General features: G+C 57.6%; 28 protein-coding genes and 1 pseudogene. 24 read left to right on the forward strand and 5 right to left on the reverse strand.

The genetic code is table 11. From position 1 onward, the window contains the following. Positions 1-24 precede the first annotated feature (24 nt). The 24 genes and pseudogenes from AC3IUE_RS10340 (at position 25) to AC3IUE_RS10455 (ending at position 19,803) form a co-directional block, all read left to right on the forward strand. Positions 25-1,020 carry a major capsid protein gene (locus AC3IUE_RS10340; RefSeq protein ID WP_489267152.1) on the forward strand — a complete coding sequence of 332 codons (996 nt, stop codon included), beginning with the start codon at positions 25-27 and terminating at the stop codon, positions 1,018-1,020. A 2-nt stretch (positions 1,021-1,022) separates the two neighbouring features. Continuing rightward, positions 1,023-1,343, forward strand: a complete 321-nt coding sequence (locus AC3IUE_RS10345; protein WP_489267154.1) for a head-tail joining protein — start codon at positions 1,023-1,025, stop codon at positions 1,341-1,343. Next, positions 1,340-2,005 carry a hypothetical protein gene (locus AC3IUE_RS10350; protein ID WP_489267156.1) on the forward strand — a complete coding sequence of 222 codons (666 nt, stop codon included), beginning with the start codon at positions 1,340-1,342 and terminating at the stop codon, positions 2,003-2,005. Before AC3IUE_RS10345 ends, AC3IUE_RS10350 begins: the two co-directional genes overlap by 4 nt. Then, complete coding sequence (locus AC3IUE_RS10355; RefSeq protein WP_489267158.1) at positions 1,998-2,513, forward strand: hypothetical protein; 516 nt, start codon at positions 1,998-2,000, stop codon at positions 2,511-2,513. Before AC3IUE_RS10350 ends, AC3IUE_RS10355 begins: the two co-directional genes overlap by 8 nt. A 29-nt stretch (positions 2,514-2,542) precedes the next feature. Next, entirely contained in the window at positions 2,543-3,076 is a 534-nt protein-coding gene (locus tag AC3IUE_RS10360) for a phage baseplate assembly protein V (protein WP_489268784.1), read from the forward strand. A 56-nt stretch (positions 3,077-3,132) separates the two neighbouring features. Beyond that, on the forward strand, positions 3,133-3,411 hold the full coding sequence (locus AC3IUE_RS10365) for a hypothetical protein (protein WP_489267160.1): 279 nt from the start codon (positions 3,133-3,135) through the stop codon (positions 3,409-3,411). Positions 3,412-3,415: 4 nt separating this feature from the next. After that, complete coding sequence (locus AC3IUE_RS10370) at positions 3,416-3,742, forward strand: GPW/gp25 family protein (protein ID WP_489267162.1); 327 nt, start codon at positions 3,416-3,418, stop codon at positions 3,740-3,742. After that, complete coding sequence (locus tag AC3IUE_RS10375; RefSeq protein WP_489267164.1) at positions 3,739-4,620, forward strand: baseplate assembly protein; 882 nt, start codon at positions 3,739-3,741, stop codon at positions 4,618-4,620. The genes AC3IUE_RS10370 and AC3IUE_RS10375 overlap by 4 nt, the downstream gene beginning before the upstream one ends. 1 nt (position 4,621) lies before the next feature. Next, positions 4,622-5,233 carry a phage tail protein I gene (locus AC3IUE_RS10380; protein ID WP_489267166.1) on the forward strand — a complete coding sequence of 204 codons (612 nt, stop codon included), beginning with the start codon at positions 4,622-4,624 and terminating at the stop codon, positions 5,231-5,233. Then, positions 5,226-7,613 carry a phage tail protein gene (locus AC3IUE_RS10385; RefSeq protein ID WP_489267168.1) on the forward strand — a complete coding sequence of 796 codons (2,388 nt, stop codon included), beginning with the start codon at positions 5,226-5,228 and terminating at the stop codon, positions 7,611-7,613. Before AC3IUE_RS10380 ends, AC3IUE_RS10385 begins: the two co-directional genes overlap by 8 nt. Continuing rightward, complete coding sequence (locus AC3IUE_RS10390; protein WP_489267170.1) at positions 7,610-8,041, forward strand: phage tail protein; 432 nt, start codon at positions 7,610-7,612, stop codon at positions 8,039-8,041. The genes AC3IUE_RS10385 and AC3IUE_RS10390 overlap by 4 nt, the downstream gene beginning before the upstream one ends. Before the next feature lie 104 nt (positions 8,042-8,145). Next, positions 8,146-9,312 (forward strand): phage tail sheath subtilisin-like domain-containing protein, encoded by a 1,167-nt coding sequence (locus AC3IUE_RS10395; RefSeq protein WP_489267172.1) that lies wholly within the window; start codon positions 8,146-8,148, stop codon positions 9,310-9,312. 12 nt (positions 9,313-9,324) lie between these two features. After that, entirely contained in the window at positions 9,325-9,828 is a 504-nt protein-coding gene (locus AC3IUE_RS10400; RefSeq protein ID WP_347804527.1) for a phage major tail tube protein, read from the forward strand. 14 nt (positions 9,829-9,842) lie between these two features. Then, positions 9,843-10,115: pseudogene (locus tag AC3IUE_RS10405) on the forward strand (phage tail assembly protein); the annotation flags it as partial. Positions 10,116-10,154: 39 nt separating this feature from the next. After that, positions 10,155-10,439, forward strand: a complete 285-nt coding sequence (locus AC3IUE_RS10410; RefSeq protein WP_489268786.1) for a phage tail assembly protein — start codon at positions 10,155-10,157, stop codon at positions 10,437-10,439. A 150-nt stretch (positions 10,440-10,589) separates the two neighbouring features. Next, a complete protein-coding gene (locus AC3IUE_RS10415; protein WP_489267174.1) occupies positions 10,590-13,460 on the forward strand; it encodes a phage tail tape measure protein in 2,871 nt (956 codons plus the stop codon). Positions 13,461-13,469: 9 nt separating this feature from the next. Further along, positions 13,470-14,315 (forward strand): phage tail protein, encoded by an 846-nt coding sequence (locus AC3IUE_RS10420; RefSeq protein WP_489267176.1) that lies wholly within the window; start codon positions 13,470-13,472, stop codon positions 14,313-14,315. Further along, on the forward strand, positions 14,290-14,496 hold the full coding sequence (locus tag AC3IUE_RS10425; RefSeq protein ID WP_149417768.1) for a tail protein X: 207 nt from the start codon (positions 14,290-14,292) through the stop codon (positions 14,494-14,496). Before AC3IUE_RS10420 ends, AC3IUE_RS10425 begins: the two co-directional genes overlap by 26 nt. Before the next feature lie 83 nt (positions 14,497-14,579). Continuing rightward, positions 14,580-15,626, forward strand: coding sequence for a phage late control D family protein (locus AC3IUE_RS10430; protein WP_489267179.1), 1,047 nt, complete (start codon positions 14,580-14,582; stop codon positions 15,624-15,626). A gap of 48 nt (positions 15,627-15,674) precedes the next feature. Beyond that, positions 15,675-16,223, forward strand: a complete 549-nt coding sequence (locus AC3IUE_RS10435; RefSeq protein ID WP_489267181.1) for a glycoside hydrolase family 19 protein — start codon at positions 15,675-15,677, stop codon at positions 16,221-16,223. Further along, a complete protein-coding gene (locus AC3IUE_RS10440; protein WP_489267183.1) occupies positions 16,220-16,762 on the forward strand; it encodes a lysis system spanin subunit in 543 nt (180 codons plus the stop codon). The genes AC3IUE_RS10435 and AC3IUE_RS10440 overlap by 4 nt, the downstream gene beginning before the upstream one ends. Positions 16,763-16,912: 150 nt before the next feature. Beyond that, positions 16,913-17,707 carry a DNA adenine methylase gene (locus AC3IUE_RS10445; protein ID WP_489267185.1) on the forward strand — a complete coding sequence of 265 codons (795 nt, stop codon included), beginning with the start codon at positions 16,913-16,915 and terminating at the stop codon, positions 17,705-17,707. Positions 17,708-17,911: 204 nt separating this feature from the next. Further along, on the forward strand, positions 17,912-18,925 hold the full coding sequence (locus tag AC3IUE_RS10450; protein WP_489267187.1) for a ParA family protein: 1,014 nt from the start codon (positions 17,912-17,914) through the stop codon (positions 18,923-18,925). 14 nt (positions 18,926-18,939) lie between these two features. After that, positions 18,940-19,803 (forward strand): SIR2 family protein, encoded by an 864-nt coding sequence (locus AC3IUE_RS10455; protein ID WP_489267189.1) that lies wholly within the window; start codon positions 18,940-18,942, stop codon positions 19,801-19,803. Between the two features lie 112 nt (positions 19,804-19,915). Here AC3IUE_RS10455 and AC3IUE_RS10460 read toward each other — a convergent pair whose 3' ends face one another. From AC3IUE_RS10460 to AC3IUE_RS10480, 5 genes are all read right to left on the reverse strand, one after another. Continuing rightward, positions 19,916-20,596: an SOS response-associated peptidase family protein gene (locus AC3IUE_RS10460; RefSeq protein WP_489267192.1), complete on the reverse strand. Its 681-nt coding sequence runs from the start codon at positions 20,594-20,596 to the stop codon at positions 19,916-19,918. A 23-nt stretch (positions 20,597-20,619) separates the two neighbouring features. Continuing rightward, positions 20,620-21,348 carry a hypothetical protein gene (locus AC3IUE_RS10465; protein ID WP_489267194.1) on the reverse strand — a complete coding sequence of 243 codons (729 nt, stop codon included), beginning with the start codon at positions 21,346-21,348 and terminating at the stop codon, positions 20,620-20,622. A 266-nt stretch (positions 21,349-21,614) separates the two neighbouring features. Then, on the reverse strand, positions 21,615-21,965 hold the full coding sequence (locus tag AC3IUE_RS10470; RefSeq protein ID WP_489267196.1) for a hypothetical protein: 351 nt from the start codon (positions 21,963-21,965) through the stop codon (positions 21,615-21,617). 134 nt (positions 21,966-22,099) lie between these two features. Further along, positions 22,100-23,224, reverse strand: a complete 1,125-nt coding sequence (locus tag AC3IUE_RS10475; RefSeq protein WP_489267198.1) for an AlbA family DNA-binding domain-containing protein — start codon at positions 23,222-23,224, stop codon at positions 22,100-22,102. Between the two features lie 359 nt (positions 23,225-23,583). Next, positions 23,584-25,020, reverse strand: a complete 1,437-nt coding sequence (locus tag AC3IUE_RS10480; protein WP_489268788.1) for an IS1182 family transposase — start codon at positions 25,018-25,020, stop codon at positions 23,584-23,586. Between the last annotated feature and the right edge of the window lie 25 nt (positions 25,021-25,045).

Genomic DNA, 25,045 nt, shown 5'->3' on the forward strand with positions numbered 1-25,045 from the left:
GTTTTTCATTTCTGGAGAGTACCCATGGCCGATATCGCCATTTTTGACGACGAAGCGTTTACCGTTACTGCGCTCACCGCTGCACTCAACGAACAACCGTACCTGCCGGGCCGCATCAGTGCGCTGGGCCTGTTTCGCGAGGAAGGGGTTACGACCTTGACCGTGCAGATTGAAAAGGACGGCGACACCCTGGCGCTGGTGCCTGCAGGTGAGCGCGGTAGTTCTGGTCTGGTGGTTGCGGCCAGCAAGCGTAACCTGATTCCGTTCAACACCGTCCACTTGCCAGAGCGTTTCACCATCAAGGCCGACGAGATCCAAGGCATTCGCGCCTTCGGTACCCGCACCGAATTGCAGGCGGTGCAGGATGTGGTCAACGCCCGTCTGGCGAAAGCGCGTCGGCAGTTGGATGCGACCCATGAGTTCCAGCGCATGGGTGCTCTCAATGGCCTGATCCTGGATGCCGATGGCCAAACCCCGCTGCTGGACATCTATGCGTCCTTCGGAGTGCAGCGTCAGAAGCTGCCCATGGGCCTGGCCGATCAGAGTACCGAGCTGCGGGTTAAATGTGGCGAAGCGCTGGATATGCAGGAAGACGCACTCGGCAGTGTGACCAGCACCAGTTCGCGCGCCTTCTGCGGCAAGAACTTCTGGAACAAGTTGATCGTTCACAAGGCGGTCAAGGAAACCTACCTCAACAGCCAACAAGCAGCAGCATTGCGTGGTGATGCCCGGGAAAGCTTCGAGTTCGGCGGCATTATCTGGGAGCGTTACCGTGGCAAGGTGGCGGGTGTTTCTTTCGTCCACGACGACAAGGCGTTGCTGGTCCCTGAGGGTGTGCCTGATCTGTACATCTCGGTGTTTGCTCCGGCGGACTACATGGAAACGGTCAACACTCAGGGAATCCCTTACTACAGCATGATCGAGCCGCTGCCGTTCAACAAAGGCATGGCCGGTGAAGCCCAGTCCAACCCGCTGCACTTGTGCACCCGACCTCGCGCCCAGATCCTGTTGGAGCTCTGATCATGGGCTTTCGCGATCTGGTCGCTGAGGTCGACGCGGTGGTGTTCGAAACGCTGGGCGACACCGCACGGATCGAGGGTCGCGAGGAGCCGGTGTTCGGTATGTTTGCCGCGCCTTGGCTGCAGCCGAAGTTCGGCAAGCTCAACACCGGGTTGCGTGAGCCGCGTTTCGAGATCCGCGTCAGCGATTCGCAGGGCTTGGAGCCGGGCCTGTTGGTCAGTATCGATTTGCCGGCCTTGGATGGCGGTGGCGACTACGACCTGTTTCAGCTGGAGCCGAGCGGCGACGGCTTGGTCGCCTTGATCCTGAGGATGCGTCCATGAGTGTCGGTAGCTATTTCAAACCCTCGGCCGGCGGCGGGATGATTTCCATCCAGTCCTCGGCCACGGACCTTCAGGCGTTTCAGGACTTTGCCAAGTTGGTACCCAAGGCGGCGGCAACGGCGCACCGCCGCGCGATCAACAAGACGTTGGGTTGGTTGCGCACGCACATCGCCCGGGCCGTCAGCCGGCAGGAGCGCATCGCTGTCGCGGCGGTGCGTCAACGGTTGCGCAGTTACCCGGTTTCCGGCGGGGCTTCCAGCGGCAAGCTTTGGTTTGGTCTAAACGCCATCGAGTCCAGTCGGATCGGCCGAGCTCGGCAGACCGGCAGCGGCGTATCGGTAGCCGGGCGGCGGTACCAGGGGGCATTCCTCAAGAAGGTCTACGGCAACAAGCCCGACATCTGGATTCGCACGGCGAGCAAGCACTTCAACGCGGACGACTACCCCGACAGCACGGTGTCACCGGGTCGCGGGCCGAGTTCGGGGTGGGTGGCGGAAAATGGCAGTCGCTTTCCGCTGGCCAAGGCGAAAGTCTCGCTGGAGCAGGCGCGGCCACACTTTGATAGCTGGGTACAAAAGGCGGATGAGCGCCTGCTGGAGATCCTGAAACAGGAGCTCAACTTTGAGCTGCAGAAGTACCTCAAGAGGATAGGCAATGTCTGACGAGCCTTTGAGCCTGGACCAGCTTTATCAGGCAGTTGAGCAGCATCTGAAGACCCATCTGCCAGGTGTGCAGGCAGTGACGGTCTGGCCGAACATTTCGGACCGCGTGGCTCTGCCAGCGGTGTTTCTGGAACTGGCCGAGATCGAGCCGGGTACCGAAATTGGCACGGGTGAAACCACGTTGGTGTGCAAGTTCGAGGCACGCATCATCGTCGACCCGATCAAGCCGCACCACCAACGGCAGGCCGTGCAATTGGCGACCCAGCTCGCCGTATTGCTGCGCGCACAGACATGGGGGTTACCGGTCGAACCCGCCGAGTTTGTACAAGCGCTGCAGGACTGGACCCAGCCGGCGTTGGATGGCTACACCGTCTGGCTGGTGGAGTGGACTCAGCAGGTGTACCTCGGTGTTGAGGAGTGGCCTTGGCCTGATCAGCCGCCGGGCATGCTGCTGTTTGGGTTTAACAACGATGTCAAAGAGGACTTTGTCCCGGCGGAGGACATGTGAGCGGCTACGCAAGCGCCCAGCATGACCGCATGCTCGCTGGGGTGGTGAAGGCTTGTTATGTGGTGGCGGTCGACCTGACCGCCTCCCCGCCGGTGTGCCGCGTTTCGGATGGCGAATGGACCAGTGCATGGGTGCGCTGGCACAGTATTGCTGCCGGTAAGGCCAGGCACTGGCGGGCGCCGTCCATGGGCGAGCAGGGGACATTGGTCAGTGCCAGTGGTGACGTGTCACAAGGCACGTTTATCCCGGGCTTGTACGGTAATGCCGGCCCGCCGCCGGATAACCGCGACCATGTGGAAGTCTGGCGGTTTGATGATGGTGGCTCGTTGATTTACGACTGGCAGGCCAAGAGCTACAGCATCAACCTGCCCACCGGCACGGTGACCATCAAAGTCGCCAGCACGGAGGCGGTCATAACGGACAGCGCCGTGAACGTGACCACCGGCAACATCAACCTGAAAGCGGCGGTGACCATCGACGGCGCGTTACACGTCACGAAGGGCATCACCAGTGCCGGCGCGATCATCGATGCCGGCGGCAACAGCAACCACCACACGCATTAATTTCAATTCACCACAGCCCGCCCAGTGCGGGCTTTTTCACATCTGGAGTCTGCCTTATGAGTAAGTCTAGAGCTGATGGCGATTCGGCCGGGGTCGCCGAAGCCATTGCGGTTCCGGGGTTGAAACCGGCGCCTCTGGGTTTTCCCGTTACTGCTGACGCGGTTGAGTCCATCGGACCACCGCGTGTTTTTCGCGACAAGGTTTTCACTTCGCGCACTTTGATTTTGCCCGGCGGCGGCACGCTTCCTGTTGTTGGTGGTCGTGTCACCGCATGTGGTGATGATCAATATGCGTTTTTGAAGGCGCATCCAGATCTGCAGCAATTGCCGGAGTAACGAAATGATCGGAATGGACCGCCATACCGGCCTACCCATTTCCGGTATCAAGCACCTGCGGCAATCCATTCCAGACATTTTGGGCACGCCGCTGGGCAGTCGCCGGCACCGTATGGAGTACGGCAGCAAGCTCCGGCGGTTTGTCGATTTGCCCGTTAACGAGGGCTGGAAAAGCGCCGTACAGGCTGAAGTCGCCCGCGCCTTGGGGCGCTGGGAGCCGCGTTTGAAACTGGATCAGGTGCGCGTCATTTCCGTTATTAGCGGGCAAATCAACCTGCAGATTGTCGGCGAGTACCTGGGCGACGGCGTTACGTTGGAGGTAGCCGTATGAGTATCGTGGATCTGTCGTCGCTGCCGGCGCCGACTGTGTTGGAGCCTCTGGACTTCGAAGAGGTTTATCAGGAGGGGCTGGGGGTTTTTCGCGGGTACATGGGCGGCAACTGGACCGCCGCGCTGGAAAGCGATCCGGTGGTTAAGGTGCTGGAGGTTGGCGCGTACATCAAGGTCGGCAACCGCGCCCGGGTGAATGACGCCGGCAAAGCGGTATTGCTGGCACACGCCATAAAGGGCGACCTCGATCACCTGGGGGCCAACGTCAATCTGAAGCGCCTGGTCATTCAAGCCGAGGATCTGCTGGCGGTGCCACCGGTGCCGGAGGTCAAGGAGGACGACGACCCGTTTCGCGAGCGTATTCAGTTGGCCTATGAAGGGTTGACCACGGCCGGTCCGCGTAACAGCTACATCCTGCACGCTCGCAACGCCTCGGGGTTGGTGGCGGATGCCACGGCCGAAAGCCCGGCACCGTGTTGCGTTACGGTAACGGTGCTGTGTTTGGATGGGGAGGGCGAGGCGCCGCCGGAGCTGCTGGCCACGGTGGCCACCGCGCTGAATGACGACGACGTGCGTCCGGTAGGGGATCGGGTGACGGTGCAGAGTGCGCAAGTGATCCGCTACCAAATTAACGCGATTCTGCACATGGTCAGCGCCGGCCCCGAAGCGGATGCCAGTTTGGCCGAGGCGAAAAGTCGATTGGCGGCCTGGATCAATCCGCGCAGAAGGCTGGGCGTTGAGGTGGCACGGTCCGGCGTAGATGCTCAGGTGCACGTTGCCGGCGTTTCCCGGGTTGAGCTGGTCGGCTGGCAGGACCTGGCCCCGACCAAGGCTCAAGCGGCGTTCTGTACGAGCTACACCGTGACGCTGGCGGGCTGACATGAAAAGCCTACTGCCGATCAACAGCACGCAACTAGAACGGGCCATGGAGGCGACGTTTTTCGAGAAAACGATTGTCCCGCTGCGTGACCTCTACAACGCCGATACCTGTCCGGTGCATCTGCTGCCGCATCTGGCGTGGGCGTGGTCGGTGGATCGCTGGGACTATCGATGGACTGAGGCGACCAAGCGCGCCGCCATTAAGGCCTCTTACTACATCCATGCCCACAAAGGGACCATCGGAGCGCTGCGTCGGGTGGTCGAGCCCTTGGGCTACCTGATCGAAATTATCGAGTGGTTCAACACCGTGCCTGAGGGCGTGCCGGGCACGTTCGCGCTGAAGGTCGGCGTTCTCGATACCGGGATCACCGAGGAAATGTATCAGGAGCTGGAGCGCCTGATTGACGACGCCAAGCCCGTCACCCGGCACTTGGTGGGGTTGGACATTGTTCTTGAAAGCCACGTCGATGCTTACGTGGGTGTCGCTGTTTACGACGGCGACGAAATTGACGTTTACCCCTGGAGTAACCCGGATATCGACGTGGTGGTTCAGGGCTACACCGGCCTTAGCCATTACATTCTCGACGAAATGGATGTGTATCCCCATGGTTGATAAAAACACTATTTTTGGCGGCATGCTGACCTTGCTTGGCGCCGCCAAGAAAACCAATTGCGACGCCTTGGGGATTCCCTGGGAGCCGCGTTTCATGCTGATCGGCGATGCCAATGGGACTGACCCAGTTCCCGATCCTTCGCAGACGATGCTAGTTAATCAGGTCTATCGCGCTCAACTGAACCAGCTCTACGTATCTCCGACTGACAACAACGTACTTGTAGCCGAGTTGGTGTTGCCACCCGATGTCGGTGGTTGGTGGGTCCGTGAGTTGGCGCTCGAAGACAAGGATGGCGTGTTCTCCGCAGTATCCAATGTGGCTCCGAGCTACAAGCCGCAACTGGCTCAGAACTCCGGGCGCAACCAGGTGGTGCGGATGCACATCATCACCAGCAGCACGGCCAATATTCAGCTGAAGATCGACCCGTCTGTGGTGCTGGCGACTCGCTCGTACGTTGACACAAAGATTATGGAGGAGCTGTACAAGCTCGACAGCAAGCAATCGGTGTTGGTCGCGACCACGGCCAACATCGCGCTGGCGGGTCTTCAGGTGATCGACGGTGTTTCGGTGCCGGCGGGCGCGCGGGTGCTGGTGAAAAACCAGGCGGTGGCCAAGGACAACGGCATTTGGATCGCCGCTGCGCCGGTCTGGACGCGCGCGCCGGATGCCGATACCAATGCCGAGGTGACGTCGGCGCTGCTGGTGTCCGTCGAGCAAGGCACGACGCAGGCCGACACGCGCTGGCAGTTGGTCACGGATGGGGTGATTGTCCTGGGCACCACGGCGCTGACTTTTCAGAACGTCACTCAGGGCTATGCGCCAATCAACTCCCCGGCTTTGCTGGGCGCTCCAACGGCGCTGACCCCGCCCCAGTTCGACAACTCGCTCAGGCTGGTGAACACCGCCTTTGCCAAACGAATGGGCGTCGAGTATTCGGGCTTCGCGCCACTGACCGCCAGCACCGCGCTGGGGGCGTCAAGCATTGGCGGGATTGTGGCCGGCGCATCCGCTACACCGATCAACATCACGTTGCCGCCTACCGCCGGGGTGCCTGAGGGGGCGACGGTCGAGGTGGTGAACGCTGGGGCCGGTGCAGTCACTGTTCTGGCGGCCGGGTTGGACGTGTTGGCGTCTCAGGTCGCCGGAGTGATACCCGTCGTCTTGGGCATGGGGGATAACGCCAAGTTCGTGAAAGTGTCGGGCACCTGGCGCTTGCGTGGCGGGTCCATGTCCCTCAAGTATGCGGCGGTAATGGCCGGCCCAAACTGGACCACACCGCCGCAGTTCGATAGCACCGCGAAGTTCGCTACGACGGCGTTTGCGCAGTCTATCGGGCAAAACTTTGCAGGTAGAAAAGTCCACTCTGCCACGGAGAACATTCTGGCGTCGGACATGGGCAAGATGCACTTAGCCAATTCCGCAGTCGCCATGACGCTCACGCTGCCGGCGGCGAGCTCTGTCCCGCCTGGTGCTGCATTCACCATCATGGGCACGGCTGGCGGGGTTGCAACAATCTCGCGAGCAGGTACCGACAACATCGTTCCGATGTCCACGCCAGTCTTGACGATCAATCTGGGCAACGGGGATGTTCTCACCTTCGTCTCCAACGGCGTTGACTTATGGTACGTGTTCGGCAGTTCGCAGCTTGCCTACGCCTCGGCAATGTCTGGCCCCAACTGGACCACACAGCCGCAGTTCGCCAGCGACAAGTCTTTTGCTACGACGGAGTTTGTGAAGAGAGCGGGCGGTAGTTTTGCAGGCTGGACGAACGTTGGTGCCAGCCGCAGTCTTACGGCGGCTGACATTGGCAAACTTGTTTGGTTCAGTTCGGCCGGGAGCTATGTATTAACGCTTCCATCGCCTACGTCCCTTGGAATTCCTGACGGCTCAAGTTTCAATATATTCGCGACGTCCACTAGCGGATCTCTTGCGACCTCGGGCGGCACTAATATTCAGGATCAGGGTGGTGCTCTTGTTACATCTTTCAATATCGGTATTGGACAGTCTGCAAAGATCGTAGCGATTGGCCCTACTCAGTGGCTGGTTACGGACTCTACTGCCGGCCTGGGTAAAAACGCAGACTTTGCCGCGTCGTTAGCAGGCTCTATCTGCTCCCAGAAGCTACCAGGCGGCCAGATCGAGCAATGGGGAATCTACGTTGGGATTGCGTCTGGGGCGGATGTGGTGATTACGCTACCGGTGGCGATGTTGGCGGCACCGACCTGTATCGACCTGACCTTTGCCAACTTTGCCAACGGCGAAGCTGTCGGGGCGGCGCCGGTGTTACAGGCCAGGAGCAGCGCGGGAGGAACCATTACGGTTCGAAATCTGCACACCGCGACATCTTCTTTTTTCTGGAAAGTGAAAGGTAGGGTATGACTGTTTATTTCTGTCCGAACACGGCTTTTTTCTACGACGATGAGATGAATTCGGTCATCCCGGAGGGCGTCCTTGAGTACAGCGCTGAAGAGCGGGATACCTTACTGGCGCTTGTGTCTCATGGGCGGCGCATCGTTGCGGGGCCTGATGGTTATCCGGTGCTGATTGATCCGCCGCCGCTGACGCCGGAGGAGACTGCCGCCATCGAACGCGTCTGGCGTGACGCCAAGCTGGCCGCAACGGATGGTGTCGTAACCCGGCACCGTGACGAGCTGGAGGAAGGCATTGCAACCACGCTCACGGTCGAGCAATACACCGAATTGCAGGTGTATCGCCGCGAGCTTCGTAACTGGCCAGAAGCTGGCGAGTTCCCCTTGAGCGAACACCGGCCCCCAGCGCCGGCTTGGCTCTCAACGCTGCCCCAATAAACGCCCCGCACTGACGGGGCGTTTTCTTTTCCGTTACGCGTAACACGAACACCCCTCACAGCCTCGCTTATGCGGGGCTTTTTCGCTTCTGGAGATTGAGCTTTATGAGTTTCTTTCACGGCGTTACGACCACCGATATCAAGACCGGGGCGCGCACCATTTCCTTGCCGTCGTCTTCCATCATTGGACTGTGCGACACCTTCACCCCGGGTGTCCTCGGCGGCGGTACGGCGTTGGCCGGCGAGCTGAAGTTGATCACCACCGAGCGCGAAGCCATTGTCGCCTTCGGCGCCGACTCGGCGATCACTAAGGCCTGTCAGGCGATCTACACCAAGGCCAAGGCGGTGATCGTCGCCATCGGTGTGCCGAAGCTGGAAGACGCGGCGCTGCAAACCTCGGCGATCATTGGCGGGGTTCTGGCTTCCGGTAAACGCACCGGCCTACAGGCCTTGCTCGATGGCAAAAGCCTGTTTAACGCCCAGCCGCGGCTGTTGATCGCGCCGGGGCACACGGCCACGCAGGCGGTGGCCACCGCGCTCGATGGCTTGGCGCAGAAGCTGCGCGCCATCGGCATTATCGACGGGCCTGGCACCACGGATGAGGCCGCCATGGCCTACGCCGATAACTTCGGCAGTCGCAACCTGTTCATGGTTGACCCGGGCGTGCAGTACTGGGACACCGGCCTGAGCCAGACGGTCGATGCCCCGGGCTCGGCCTGGGCGGCGGGCTTGTTTGCCTGGACCGATGCGGAATACGGCTTCTGGGCGTCGCCGTCGAACAAGGAGTTTGTCGGCATCACCGGCACGACCCGAGCGGTCGAGTACCTGGACGGCGACGAGACGTGCCGGGCCAACCTGCTGAACAACGCCAATATCGCGACGATCATCCGCGACGACGGCTATCGCCTATGGGGCAACCGTACGCTGTCGAGCGATCCGAAATGGGCGTTCGTCACCCGCGTGCGCACGCTGTTCATCCTCATGGATGCCGTGCAGGCCGGCCACAAATGGGCCGTTGACCGCTCGATCACCAAGACCTACGTCAAGGATGTGACCGACGGCCTGGAAGCGTTCATGCGCGACCTGAAAGCCCAGGGCGCAATCATCAACTTCGAGGTGTACCCGGACACCGAGTTGAACACCGCCAGCCAAATCGCCCAGGGCAAAGTCTATTGGCGCATTCGCTTCACCGACGTGCCGCCGGCTGAAAACCCGAATTTCCTTTTCGAAGTCACCGATCAATGGATGACCGAAGTTCTTGAAGCAGCCTAAGGGGCCTAGTCAATGATTCCTCAAACTTTGTTTAACACGAACCTGTTCGTTGATGGCGTGAACTTCTCCGGCGACGTGCCGAGCCTGACGCTGCCCAAGCTGACCAGCAAGACCGACGAGTATCGCGGTGGCGGCATGGCCGGTGCCATCGAAATGGATCAGGGGCTGGAAAAAATGGAGGCGTCCTTTGTCACCAAGGGCGTGCGCCGTGAGTCGTTGAAGTACTTCGGTCTGGCCGATGGTACGGCCTTCAATGCAACTTTCCGGGGTGCGTTCAGGGGGCAAAAGGGCACCGTGACGGCGGTGGTCGCCACCCTGCGCGGCCGGCTCAAAGAGGTCGACTTGGGCGACTGGAAAGCCGGTGATCCGGCCGAGATCAAACACGCCATTGCAGTCACGTACTACAAGCTCGAAATCGACGGGCGCCTGATGTACGAGATTGACATGGTCGCCGGTATTCAGGTGATCGACGGCAAAGACCAGCTCGCCGAAGTGCGCACCGCGCTCGGCATGTAAGGGAATAGATCCAGATGAAAGCAACTGATAAAGAACTGCCGGCGTGGCTGGCGGTCACCCCTGGTAGCGCCGTCGTGACCCTCTCGCGTCCCAGCGATGCCAACGGGATCAAGGTCGAGACGTTGACCTTGCGCGCTCCGGCCGTGCGCGAAGTGCGGGCGGCCGACCGTGCCTCTAACGGCGATGACGAACAGCGCGAGCTGATGTTGTTCGCGGGCTTGGCCGAGGTCGGCCTCAAGGATCTGGAAGGCCTCAAGCTGGTGGACTATCGCCGTGTCCAGGCGGCCTATGCGCGCTTGGCACCCGATACCGATTACTCGACGTCGGTGCCGTCGTGGTTGTCGATCACCACCGATAACGTGCTGGTCACGCTGTCGTGCCCGAGCCAAATCAACGGCGTCACCGTCGATAAGTTGGCCTTGCGTTCCCCGACCGTGCGCGACGTTCGTTCGGCGAATCGTGAGGCGGGCGGCGATGACGAGCAGCGCGAGCTGGTGTTGTTTGCCGAGTTGGCCGGTGCGCCTGTCGCGGATCTGGAGGGCCTGAAGCTGGTGGATTTCAACCGCCTGCAGGCCGGCTATTTTCGTATGGACCAAGACAACGGGGTTTGACCCTGGCGTCATAAAGATGGCCGCGAAACGTCTGGCGGCGGAAACCGGATTTTCCGCCGCTGAGATTCTGTCGATGCCGTTTGCTGAGATGGTGTGGTGGCTCACGGATTGAGCCGCCTTCGGTAAGGCTGTGCAAATGGGGGCCATGATATGGCGAACAAGATCGCCCTCGGGCTGGTCATCGGCGGCGCCGTCAGTTCGACGGTCGGTGCTGCGTTCAAAGACGTGACGGGACGGATCAAGCGCCTCGAGGCAGAAGGCAACAAGGCGCGTGTGCTGCAGCGCACGATTGGCGACACCATTCGCCTGCGCGATGAATGGAAAAAGGCCCACGACAGCGGCGCCGCTGGAGCCTCCAAGTTGTTGAGTCGGCTGAACTCGAATCTGGACAGCTTGAAAAAGCAGGGCGTCGAAGTCGGGCGTTTGGAGAAGTCCTATCGGGCCATGGGGCAGGCGGCCAATAAAGCCGAGCTGAAGGCCAAGGGGCATCAGCAGCTGGATGCCGGCAAGTCCGGCATGAAAAAAGCGGTCGGCGCGGCCGTTGTCGGTGTCGGTGCTCTGGCGGTACCGACCAAGGTCAGCGCGGACTTCGGCGCCATTGTGCGTGACATCGCGATCAAGGCCGGGATTGCCAACAAGCCGCAAGAAAAGGAGATGTCGCAAAAGATCATTGCCACCTCGCGTGACACCGGGATGGCGCGCAACGACGTGGCCGACGTGGTCAACCAGTTGGTTGGCGCCGGTATGGAGTTGAGCAAGGCGCTGGAATATGCGCCGGTCGCGGCCAAGTTTGTCGTGGGGCAGGGGTCCAGCGGTGTCGACACGGCGAAGATGATCAACGCCTTGGGGCAAAACGCCAAGATCACCGACCCCAAACAGATGCAGCAAGCGCTTGAAGCGATTGCCTATCAAGGGCAGGCGGGCAGCTTTGAAGCGGCCGACATGGCGAAATGGTTCCCTGAGCTGTTGGCCAACATGGGCAGCCTGGGCATCACCGGCATGGACGCGGTGACGCAGTTGGGCGCCATGCTGCAAGTGCAGATGAAGTCGGCCGGCGGCGCCGATGAGGCGGCCAACAACCTCAAGAACTGGATGGGCAAAATCGGCTCCGGCGACACCGTCAAGGCGTATGAAAAGGCCGGTATCGACTACAAGGGCTCGATGCAAACCGGTTTGCAAAACGGCATGTCGACGCTGGAAACCAGCATGGCGTTGGCGCAGAAATACATCCAGGCCACCGATCCGAAGCGCGCGGCGGCGATGGCTGAAGCGACGTCCAAGATCAGCCAGCAAGCCGATCCGGAGAAGGCCAAGGCCATGATGGCCTCGCTGGAAGAATCCCTGAAAACCGGCGACCTGTTCGCTGACATGCAGGTCAAGGCCGCGCTGTCGGCGTTCATGCAGAACAAAGCGCTGTACAGCCAGCTTAAAAATGATTCGCGCGATGCAACAGGCATCCTCGACAAAAACCTCAGCGAGCGGCGTGAGGCGTCGTCGCAGAAGTGGGCCGAAATGGCTCAGTCGATGGATGACGCCATGCGCAGCGTGGGGGACGCCCTGCGCCCGGTCACGGACACGGTGGCCGAGGCGCTGACCAAGGTCACCAAAAGCATTACCTCAATGTCGGACAGCGCGCCCGGGGTGGTCACGGGGATCGCGTTGGTCGGTGGTGGATTGGTCACGCTCACGGGCCTGTTCAGTTCGTTCAAGATGGGTAAAGGGCTGTTCAACCTGGCGCGCGGATCGCTGGGTGGCGGTAAGGCCGGCGCGGTGCAAAAGGTCTTTGTCACCAACCCCGAGGACGGCGGTGATGGCGAAAGCGCGGGGGCCAAGGGCAAGGCCGGCAAAGCGTTGTCGCTGGTGGAAACCGGGCTCAAGGCGGTGGCTGCTTTCACGGGCAAGGGGGCAGAGGGCGCCGACGATGAAGCGGACGGCAAGGACGACAAAAAGCCCGGTAAATTCGATGTGATCGCGACCGGTCTCAAAGTGGTTTCGATGGCGAAGGACGTCGCCTCAGGCGGCGACGAGAGCAGCGAGTCGGGATCGGCTGACGACGGCGTCAAGAAGGTTTTCGTGGTCAACGCGGGATCCCTGGGCGGCGGCGCTGTAGGCCCTGGGGAAACGCGCCGGCGTGGACGCGGGTCAAGGCGCAATGCTTCGCGGCGTCGGCCGTTGCCTCGGCCGGGTAGTTCTTCGCGCTTGCCAATTCCCGGGGTGCGTCCGCCGGTCCCTGTGCCGCGTCCGCCGATTCCACCGGTACCGGTCCCGGCCGGGTCGATGGCCCGGCTGGGCGGGGTGGTGCAGGCGATCGGCAAGGTCGGCAAAGCCGCCAAGATGATTCCCGGCGGCTCGCTGATGGAAGCCGGCGCCATGGCTTTCGACACCTATGAGAATGCCAAGACCCAGGACGAAAAGGCCGAAGGTTACGGCGCGGCCGCCGGTTCGCTGGCGGGCACCATGGCCGGCGCTGCGGCGGGGGCGGCCATTGGTTCGGTGGTGCCGATTATCGGGACCGCCATTGGTGGCTTGATTGGTGCCTACCTCGGCAGCCAGGGCGGCCAGATGTTGGGCGGCGCCGTAGGTAAGTCGGTGTTTGGTGGCGACAAGGAAAAACCCGCCCCACCGGCCACGCCGTTGTTGATGGCGCCACGCCCTGGTCCGGCTATTCCCAGCTTGGCCAGCATGGGCCAGTCGTTCAATGGCGCGAAGGGTTCGGGTGCGTTGCTGATGGCCTCGGGGGCAACCCCGCAAGGGCCGGCGCTGGGCGACGTCGCTCGCGCCATGGCCGTACAGGTGCCGACCAAGGCGGCCGTGGCCATTCAGCCCAAGGAGCCGGAGAAGCCGGCACCTACCAAAGTGGATCAGCAGTTTCAGTACTCGCTGAACATGCCGGTCACGGTGCAGGGGGATGTCAAAGACCCGCAACGCATGGCTCAGGAGCTGATGCCGCACATGCAGCGGATGATGGCGGACGCGGCGAAACAGAACGCAGCGAAGCTGTATGACGAACCCCACCTGTAAGGAGGCCGCATGGCGTATATGGAACAGTTGCAAGCGGGGCTGAAGTACTTGGTCGAAGCCGGTGAGGCTGGGCGGCGCAGTGCGGACGGCATGCTGGGTCCGGTCAACGGCGCGATCAGTGAAATCACTGGCGCGGCGTCCGAGCTGGAAAACATCCCGTTCGTGGGGCCGGCGATCGGCGCCAAGCTTCAGCGGGTGATGCGCGGCGTGGACGCAGCCCAGGCCAAGGTCGGCCAGGTGGTGGCGGTGTACGGCCGGGCGACTCGGGCGGCCGCCGAAGTACAGGAACGGATGGGGACGCTGAAGGAGCAGGCGGGCAAGACGGCGACGGCGATCAACAACATCGCCGGCAAGGTCAGCCCGTCGTTGGCCAACATCGTACCCACCAGTTCCTTTGCCGTGGATGCCACGCCGGCGCCGGAAGCGGTGAAGCCGTTCCCGCACCTACTGATCATTCAGCCGCGTGACCCGAAGCTTCAGCCGTATTTCTTCAACCTGGACACGGCGGCTTTCGACGAGCTGAGTCGTTCGACCGAATTCCGCTGGGCTTCCCAGGAGCGCCTGTCGCGCCGCCCGGCGCAGCAGGCCATCGGGATGGGTGAGGAAAAGCTCACGCTCAAGGGCACGATCTACCCGGGCTTCAAGGGTGGGATCAAGCAGCTCGACACGTTGCGCACCATCGGGGCCAGGCTTCAGCCGCTGACCCTGACCACGGGCTATGGCGAGGTGATTGGGACCTGGTGCCTGAAGAACATCACCGAGGAACAGGGCGCGTTTTTGCACGGCGGGATTCCGCGTAAACAAGGGTTCACTCTGGAGTTTGTGCGCTATGGCGACGACATGCAGAACGTCTGATGGGGACATGCTCGATGTCATTTGCCACAACGTTTATGGCCATCTGAACGGCAGCACCGAAGCGGTGCTGGATGCCAATCAGGGGTTGGCGGATGAGCCGCAGCCCTACCGCACCGGCGTGGTGATTTATCTGCCGGATCTGCCCAGCCCGACCGGGGAGGGGGTCAGCTTGTGGGATTGATGGTCTACACTCGTGCCGCTTGATTCCTCAAGCTCCTTTCTTTTTTTACCCGCCTTGTGCGGGTTTTTTTTTGAGCAAAATCCATGACCCCCATGTTTCGAATCGTGGCCGATGGCGCGGATGTAACGGCGAAGATCAATGATCGGTTGTTGTTGCTGCGCACCTCTGACAAACCCGGGATGGAGTCCGACGAGTTTGAGTTGCGCATTGATGACCGCGACGGCCAAGTGGCGCTGCCTCGGCGTGGCAGCTCTATCGAGATCTACCTGGGCTATGCCGAAACATCCTTGGCGCGCTTGGGGCGTTACGCGGTGGATACGGTCGAGGTGTCGGGTCCGCCGGATACGATCGTGATCAAGGGCAAGGCCAGCGACATGCGTGGCAGTGGCAAGACCATCCGCAGCGGCAGCTGGGAAGACGTGCCGCTGTCGAAGATCGTGGCCGATATCGCCGCGCGCAACAGCTGGCAGCCGGTGTGTCCGGTGACCACGAAAGTTGCCCGGGTCGATCAGCTCAACGAGTCGGATTTTAACTTCATCACGCGTCTGGCCAAGCAATACGACTGCACGGCCAAGGTGGCTGACGGCAAGCTGTTGGTGATGCCGCGTCAAGCGGGCCAGACGGCCAGCGGCAAGGCGTTCGGCGCGATCACCCTGACGCGTAGCGACGTCAGTCGCTGGCAGTTCAGCCTCGGCGATCGCAACTCGCACAAGGCCGTGGCGACCAAGCACCAAGACAAGAAGACCGGCAAGCTCGCCATCGTCTCAGTGGATAACGACGACGCCCCGGATGGCTTGCCGGCGGTGCATACCGATCGGCATATCTACCCGAACAAGACCGCCGCCGAGTCGGCCGCCAAGGCGCGTTTGGCGGCGTTCAATCGCTCGACCGCTGACGTGCGTTTCGAGATGCCCGGTCGGACCGACATCTTTGCCGAGCGCCCGATTAACGCCCAGGGCTTCAAGGTCGGCCTTGATGGCGAGTACTTGGCGGATTCGGTCGAGCAGGTGTTTACCCAATCCGGCTGGTCGACCACGGTCGAGTGCAATGCCGGCAAGCAGGGCAAATCCAAGGGTAAGAAAAAGAAAGCTAAGCCGCCGCTCAAGGTTGTGAGCGTCGAGAAGCAATAACGCATCCCATCGCCGCCTGAGTGCGGTTTTTTTATGTCAGGAGTGTGTATGTCCATTACGGAGCAACAGCTACAACGCATCATGCCCAACGCCCGCCGCCAAGCGGGCGTTTTTGTATCCGCCCTAAACGCGGCCATGGCGCATCGGCAAATCAATACGCCGAAACGTCAGGCGGCGTTCCTGGCCCAAGTTGGCCACGAGTCGGGTCAGCTGCAGTACGTCCGCGAGCTGGGTGGCGATCAGTACCTGAGCAAATACGATACCGGCACTCTGGCCGTGAAACTGGGCAACACCCCGGAAGTCGACGGCGATGGCCAGCGCTATCGCGGTCGCGGCCTGATCCAGGTGACCGGCCATAGCAATTATCTGCGCTGCAGCCTGGCGCTGTTCGGTGACGAACGTTTGCTGCGCACCCCTGAGCTGCTCGAGCAGCCGCAGTGGGCTGCCGAGTCGGCCGCGTGGTTCTGGTGGGTGCGCGAACTGAATGCCCTGGCGGATCGGGATGAGTTCGAAGCGATCACCCGCAAGATCAACGGTGGTCTGAACGGTCTGGCAGATCGGCTGCAACTGTGGAATCGGGCGAGGGCAGTGCTATGAGTGTCGTCGACCTGATCCCCGCGCCATATCGGCTGCTGGCCAAAGGTTTGCTGCTGGCCGCATTTGTCGGCGGATCTGCCGCGTCGGCCTGGAAGGTTCAAGACTGGCGCTACGGCAAACAACTCGCCGAACAGGACGGCCTGCACAAGGCCGATCTGATCGCCATCAGCAACGCCGCCGCTGACCAGGTACGCACGGCACAGGACAAGCGCCTGGCCCTTGAACAGCGGCTGTCGGCCAGCGAACAAACCCACTACAAGGAACTGAGTGATGCTCAACGCAACCAGACTCGCCTGCGTGATCGCCTTGCCACTGCTGATCTGCGCCTGTCAGTCATACTCGACGCCTCCGATGCAGCCAGTGGCGACACAGTGTCAGCCGCCACCCCAACCGGCGGCGTGGTTCATGGCGGAACACGAGCCCAACTTGACCCAGCGCATGCTCAACGAATTATCGGCATCACCGATGCCGGCGACCAAGGACTGATCGCCCTGGCGGCCTGTCAGGCCTACGCCAAAGAAGTCTCAACACCGAAGTGAAAAAGAGCGACCGGAGTGGATGCGTCAACATCCAACCCGGCCGCCGTCCCTGCAGATTGTCCCTGCAAGTCCAGCCAAGGCTCTTACTCCGTGCACGAAGCGCGGCGAGCCTAGCACCTGTTTATCCATACAGTAAAGGTCTTGCTCTCAATGTCTACACCCATCATCCCTTGGATGGGCGGCAAACGCCGCCTGGCCGACCGCCTCATCCCGCTCTTCCCGCCGCACGAATGCTACGTCGAAGTCTTTGCCGGCGGTGCCGCGCTGTACTTCATGCGACCTCAGGCCGCACCGGTTGAAGTCCTCAACGACATCAACGGCGACCTGGTCACGCTGTACCGCGTCGTGCAGAACCATCTGGAAGAATTCGTGCGCCAGTTCAAATGGGCGCTCAGTTCACGCCAGGTGTTCGAGTGGCAGAAGATGACCCGCCCCGAAACCCTCACCGACATCCAGCGCGCGGCCCGATTCTTCTACCTGCAGCACCATGCCTTCGCCGGCAAGGTCACCGGGCAGACCTTCGGCACCGCGACCACCGGCCCGGCGATTAACCTGCTGCGGATCGAGGAAAACCTCTCGGCCGCCTGGCAGCGCCTGTCTGGTACCTACGTCGAGCACCTGCCCTGGCTTGAATGCGCCGAACGCTACGACCGGCCCCATACCTTTCACTACATGGACCCGCCTTACTGGCAGACCGCCGGCTATGGCGTCGATTTCCCATTTGAGAACTACGAGCGCATGGCCGACTTCATGCGGCGCTGCAAGGGCAAGGTGATGGTCAGCATCAATGACCATCCAGACATCCGACGCGTATTCGAGGGCTTCCATTTCGAGACGCTAGACATCCGCTACTGCAACACCAACCAACGGCAGGGGAAGTCCGAGCTGAGCGGTGAGTTGGTGATCATGAATTGGGAGCCGGCAGAGCTAGGCGGCTTGTTCTGACTGCAAGGCCAAGATTAAATTTTACGAAAAATTTCTCTTTCAGATTGTTGTGTCCGATGAAAAGTTGATTCGCTTTGACCTCCAACGGCTTTCGAGGTAAAACAAGTAATTTTTTTGGGTGATCAATTGATGACACATAGCAAAATCAATTTGATCTGATATATAGTTTTTTGCAGTTGTTTATGCCTGTCACAAGGAGTTTGTATGAAGGCGTTTTGTGTATTTAATAACAAGGGTGGTGTGGGTAAAACGACTCTTTTATGTAATCTGGCCGCTTATTATGCTTTAAGAGGTAATAAGAAGGTGCTTGTGGTGGATGCTGATCCCCAATGCAATGCTACGGCTTACATGTTTAAGGAAAAAATTCTTGATGATTTGTACTCATCATCTAAGGATGGTGAGACAATTAATCAGCTTGTCACTTCTTTGAAAAAGTCGAAGGGTTATTCTGATATTCCGACTAGACGTAGTGAGACCTTTGGAGTAGATGTCGTACCTGGTGATCCTAGATTTTCTTTGGCCGAGGATTTTTTGGCTAAAGACTGGGTGGATGCTACAAGCGGGCAAGAGCGTGGTTTGAAAACAACGTTTCTCTTTAGGGCGCTATTGGAGTGGGCCTCAAAAAAGAAATATGACTATGTTTTCTTTGATATTGGTCCGTCACTTGGTGCGATAAATCGCACTGTATTGTTGTCGTGTGATTATTTTATTTTGCCGATGTCCTCGGATATTTTCAGTTTGCGAGGTCTTCAGAATATTGAAGTGGCAATTACCAGTTGGACTAAAGGCTTGGAGCGAGGCCTGACTAGCTATAGAGAGGATAACGATGAGGATTTCTTGTTCGATGGTCTGCATCAAAGAAACCCTCTCGGAATAAAATTTCTTGGTTATGTGACTCAGCAATACACTGCAAAAACGGTAGCTGGAAAAAAGCAACCGGTTGATGCTTATGAAAAGATCATAAAGCGAATTGGGCCTGCCATTAAGAAAAGCTTGATAGAAAAGATAAATCAAGGGCAGACATTGACTTATAAGCTTGGTGAGATTCCGTATTTTAGTAGTCTTGTTCCAATGGCCCAAACCTCAACAAAACCTATATTTATGCTCAAGTCTGCAGATGGAGTCGTAGGGGCGCACTTCGATAAAGTAAAACAATTTGAAAAGGTGATCGCAGACATTGCCGCCAATCTTCGCGTTAATATGGATGAGATTTTATAATGTCGATATGGCCGATGGAACTGATTCATTCTATCGCGTGTAGACGCTGCGTGCTTTTCTTTGGTGCGGGTGTTTCGATGAACTCTGTAGGAAACGATGGCGTTAGACCTCCGAGTTGGGCCGATTTTCTATTGGAGGCAACACGGCAGATCGGAGCTCCTGGGAAAAAGATAGTAAAAGAAATTACTGCCTTAATTAAGGCTGGGGATTTTTTAACCGCTGCTGAAGTGATTAGAAATGAAATTAAGCAAGAAAAATTTACAAATTTGGTGAAGGCGCGATTTCATACTCCAGACTTCAAGGCGGCACCCATTCATAAGACTCTTTTTAATCTGGACTTGCGCATAGCAATTACACCAAATTTTGACAGTATCTACGAAACTGCTGCTGGCGAACGTGGAGCAGGAGCAATCACCACAAAGATTTATCATGATGATGATATTGCAGACTGTTTACGACGGCATGAAAGGGTTTTGATAAAAAGCCATGGCACGATCGCTTCCCCAAATAAGTTAATTTTTACAAGAACTGATTATGCTAGGGCTCGAAATGCAAATAGTCAGTTTTATGAGCTTTTAGATGCGCTTCTTCGCACTCATACGTTTATTTTTGTTGGGTGTGGGGTGAACGATCCAGATATCAGATCGTTGTTAGAGAACTATAGGTATAGACATCCGTATGGGCAAAGTCATTATTTTGTCACCGCTTCCAAAAGTTTCTGCCCGGAAGTGAAAGCTGTGTTAAGTGAATCCTTAAAAATTAATTTTATAGAGTATCCGGCGACAAAGGATCACGCCAACTTATCGAAGGAGCTACAGGTACTAACAGACCTGGTTGAGTTGGAGAGGATAGAACTAAGTAAAAACCAAGCCTGGTAAATTCTTTGCCGTCAGGCTCTTCCATCCATTGAAGAGCATGCAGCTTAGTAATAAAGACTCAAGTGTGTAGAAGACTGGTTGACTTTCGGTAGTGTGTGAATAAGTGGGCTATTCAACCGATTGGAAAAATTAGCTCTGCTCCTAGGTTCCTCACGTTACCCACGGCGTTGTCTACTCTATACCACTCAAAGGCTTCAGTTGGCTCACCCTGCAATAGCACTATCTGTTCAGCGTGGTCTTTTGGTGTGGTCGGATCGAGCCATTCACGAGCCGACGAAGGGGAAAGAACCACCGGCCGTCGATCGTGAATGTCCACCATTCCGCCTTCGCTGTCAGCAGTGATGATGACGAAGCCGTCATGCTCATCCGGTTCATGTTCGTATCTTGGATACTGACCAATCGCAGCGCACAGGATCGGTGCGCGATCCTTCCGGCGAATGAGGTAGGGCTGTTTCTTCGGGCCACCCTCATAAACCCACTCAAACCAGTTGTCGATGGCGATGATTGCCCGGTGCGGCCAGATTGCACGGAAGAACGGGCCGTGCGCGACTTTCTCAACCCTAGCGTTAATCGGTGCGGCGCGGTCCTTCGCCCAGCGTGGCCGCCAACCCCAGCGAACCATGTCAGCGTGTAGGACGTTGCCTTCCTGGTGGATGAGGGCGAGTTGAGTCGATGGCGCAGCGTTGTAGCGTCCGAACGGCTGGTCGCCGGTTGTGTTGACCAGAGGGGTGGGCATACTCAGTGCTGCGACGAAGTCGTGTATGCCTCGGTACTGGGAAAGGCGTCCGCACATGATTGCACCCTCCGGCTGTGTATTCAGGGTAGACCAGTGGCCGCCGGCTTCGTTACAAACCCTCGGCCGGCGCAGGTCGGGCAGTCTTCAAAACGGTCAAAACGATCAAGGCAAGTCGGGCAGATGCAGTACCTGGCCAGGTCGATAAGTGGCCGCACTCTTTCGAAGGTGCGCAGATCGCGGCACTCCTGGGCAACTTGGGCGACGTCCACCAGTGCACGGTAGAGGTCCGAATCCTCGATCGGCTCGTAGGTGACGCCCTCGACTGTTCTTCCAGTTTCTATGAGGTCGTACTGCTGCCCATCCGGCAGGGTCAAGGTAAGCCCGATGATTCTCGCCACAGTCCCGGACGGGGTGAACACCAGGTTCGCTCCAGTGGCATCGCGGTAAATCTTCCCGTCATAGGAGGATCGCGCACTGGCGGTAAGCATACTCGCAGCATAGAAAATCGAACGCCCAATCTTGCCGAACAGCTCGGTGCTTCCGTGCCGCATGACATCATAGGCAGAGGCGCCGCAGTAGCGGCCCGACGCGGTCTGCAATTCCTCCACGGCGTGCCAGTAGGCAGCGTTCGCCATCTCGTTCAGGTCGAAACACTGGAGCTCATCGATCAACCCCTCGGTGACAAGGACAGAACTCATTTCGTGAAGGGTCTGTCGGTGGGCCTCGGGGTTCTGCATTCGAAAGTCGTGGTCGTCGAGGGTCGAGTGCCACTGCTGAAGTCTCAGCGCTTTAGCCTGGTCGAAATTCATGAAAACGGGTTCGCTTTACAAGTACTGGTGTTATATACAGTAGTCGAGGCGTGACGGTCATGGCGAGGGGGAGGCGACGAGCAGTCGCTGTAAGTCATTCCGAGTTGTCGGGTCGCCGAAGCCGTGGGCCAGGCGGCGCCAGCCCTGAGCGTCTAAGCGGCTCACAGCTTGACGGCGAAACCCTTGATGGCGAGGTGGTCGGCTGAATTGCCTAGGGTCGTGAGGCTTGCCCAGACCCTGATGGGTTCGCGCCGAAACCTTGCGTGCTATCGGTTGAAAATTTGAATCGACGGCACTCCTTTAACGAATTGGCAGACGGCCTGATATTCCAGTTGTAAACCAAAAGCGTTCTTGGCTTCGAAATCCATTTTGACTCTAGAAGTTCCTCCTGGGCCTTTTCGGTCACTTGATGTGCCTACCAGCTCGTGGAGGACTACTGTCGATGGGTTTGTTGTAGAGATTTTGATCAGCTCAGAGCATTTCATTATTTCCGATGAGCTAGCTCTTTCGGGCTTTGGTTCGGTGGTTTTTTTCTCAGCCGGCCATAAAATCCAACTGAAGAGTACAATCCCCAAAACCCCCGCAAAAATCCACTCAAACTTGCTATATCCCAGCATTGAAATAATTCCTTTTTATTTGAGCCTACCAGCTGTATCGCTTGGGCGATTGCATCTGATAGTAATTTAACATGATCCAGATTGATGGGCAGCATTTGGCCGATTGTCGCCTGTCGCGAACTAGTCGCGTGGTCTCACTTTAATTCTTTTTGTAGCGTCTCAAAAGTTAGCTCAACTTCATTGAATGCAATAATTGTCGGAAAAATCACTTCTTTCGGGGCGCGCAACTGATCCGATAATATTTTCACGAAAATACACTCCATCTCAGCAGAAGGAGAGTCAAGAAACACAGCTGAAGTTGATACGCTTTCACCGCTGTGTATCTTTCCGACATGAAAGATGATAATTGTTTTATCTTTTTTTGAAATTATGTCAACCGAAGGATTGATTGCGGTAATCTCTTGGTGGATGTGCTCTCCTGGTAAATGTGACTTCCTTGGGCGGCTGTTTGAATATTTATCAAATAATACATCACCTTTTTTTAAGCCTGGCAGTTCTGCATAAATGCGAACGTCATCGGCGTAACTATTGCCGGAGTTGGTTATGCATAGTTGAAGTTTAAGTAAGCCAAGCTTTTTTCTAAAATAAGATGCGAGTTCCCTGTAATAATTTTTATTATCGAAATTAAGTGATGGTATCGCGTAAGCGCTAGGCCGTTCCGGAGGGGTTCTGTAATCTGGATAGTCCAACAGTTTAAGTTTTAAGTACTTGAAATTCAATGATTCAATATTTTCATCATCATCCGAAACAAGCTTTACGTCTAGTTCTGGCATGTGCTCTAAAGTGTTCGCGGAATTTAACTGTGCGACACCCATTCGGGCAATCTCAGTAGGATCTGCAATTGCAGTCGATGAACCGCGACGAACATATACCGTATGAGCAATCACGACGCCATAGTCGCCTTTTGAATAAACAGGGCGCAATTGTTGAGGAATAGTAAAAAGACCTAATTTTGTTTCTTTGTAGGTGATGGATCTATATGAAAAGTCAATGGGGTGACTGGTTTTGCTGTTAATAAATTGCTGTAGTCGTGAGTCGTCTGGATCATGATCTAAGCCTACTAGTTCGCCGGAGTTACTAACGCCTATTAAAATGTGCGCATCCTCCGAACGCCAAGCGTTTGCAAAGGCTAGTATATCCTTGAGCAACTCAGATTTAGCCTTGCTGTCCTTACCATTAACCACATATTGTTGCTGTTTATAATCTAGGCTCGCTCCTTCTCCCATATACAGCAATTTCTCAATTAAAACGTCATCCATAATCAATGCACCTAAACCTAACGAGTGAAAACCATCATCGGCTTGAGTGATGGTGACACATTGCTATCGCTAGTGTCACGATGGACTAGCTCGGTTTTTATTTACTATCGCAAGGGTTCCTGGGACCTCGCTTGAACTCTCCCCGGGCTAGTGGGCACACCAGTCTGGGTGGTCACTTTCGACCCAGGCTGTGTGAAAACGCGCTAAATACCTCGAAAACTGAGAGTCGCGAGGGTTGCCTATGGAATCAGCGGGCGAAAGCACGAATTAGCTTAGTCAGTGACATAGATGTTCGTAATGCCGTTTGGGCCGCGTCAGCGGCCCAAACGGCTTCTAACTGGCGAGCCAAGCGGCTGGGTTCACGCCCTGATCGCCTCAAGCAGTCCTGCGATGCCGAAGATGCTCATCATTCGTTTGAGGTTGTAGGCGAGCACATGAAGGCTCATCTCAGTGCTCACCCTCGGCAGGGTTTTGGTCAGGAAGTGGGTACTTCCCATCCAGTACTTGAGCGTTCCAAAAGGATGTTCAACGGTCTGGCGACGAACCCTCATCATCGCTGGATCATGTTCTAGTCGAACCTGCATCGCGTCGACTACAGCCTCATGTTCCCAGCGCTTCACACGGCGTTCCTTACCCGTCGTACATTGCTTTTGCATTGCGCAGGACTGGCAGCCCGAGAAGTAGTAACAATGCAATAACATGCCGTCTTCCATCGACGAGTACCGCCTGGTTAGTAACTGCCCCGCAGGGCATCGATACTCGTCCGACGCAATAAGATAGATGAAATCCTGTTTGCCGAATCTGCCTTCGGCTTTGCTGCCAGATGTGAGGGGTTTCGGTACGAAGGTAGTGATGCCGGCTTGCTCGCAAGCAAGGATTTCCAGACCTTTGTAATAGCCTCGGTCGGCAACCACCGTTAGCGATTCAGCCTCGATTTCTTCACGCGCTTGGTTCGCCATATTGCTCAGTTGCCCACGATCATTACCAACGTTGGTCACCTCATGGGCAACGATCAGATGGTGTTTGTCGTCGACAGCTGTTTGTACGTTGTAGCCAACCGTTCCGGTGCCTCGGCCGCTCGTAGCCATTGAGCGTGCATCTGGGTCTGTGAGGGAAATCTGCTGGTCTGGACTTTCGTGGAGCTGTGCCTCGATTTCCTTGAGTTTCTGCATCTGCTTTTTCAGTGTTTCTATCTTTTCTTTAAGCCGCTCTGCTTTGGCCTCGGCCACTTCGGGCGTTGCCCGATCCGCCGAATCCATCGCCGCCAGATATCGATCAATGCTCTGTTCGATCTGCTGCATGCGTGCCTTCACTTTGCCCTGGGTGAAGTTACGGTCACGATTGTTGACGGCTTTGAATTTGCTGCCGTCGATGGCGATGATCGACTGAGAGAAGAGATTGAGGTTGCGGCAAAGAACTACGAACTGACGGCATACGCTGCGAATGGCTTTGCCATTGTCTTTGCGAAAGTCGGCAATAGTTTTGAAGTCTGGAGCCAAACGCCCCGTTAGCCACATCAACTCGACGTTACGCTGGGCCTCGCGTTCAAGCCGGCGGCTGGACTGAATCCGATTGAGGTAGCCGTAGATATAGATCTTCAACAACACCGCTGGGTGGTAGGCAGGACGACCCGTAGCGGCAGGATCGACGCCCTCAAAACCAAGTGCGCCCAGGTCGAGTTCATCGACGAAAACATCGACCACGCGGACTGGATTTTCTTCGACTACGTAATCGTCCAGGCACTCTGGCAGCAGCGTCACCTGCGTCCGAGTCTTACCCTCAATGAATCGCTTCATGATCGCCCCCGATACGATCTCGACG

This window comes from Pseudomonas sp. GL_093 (assembly GCF_057837605.1).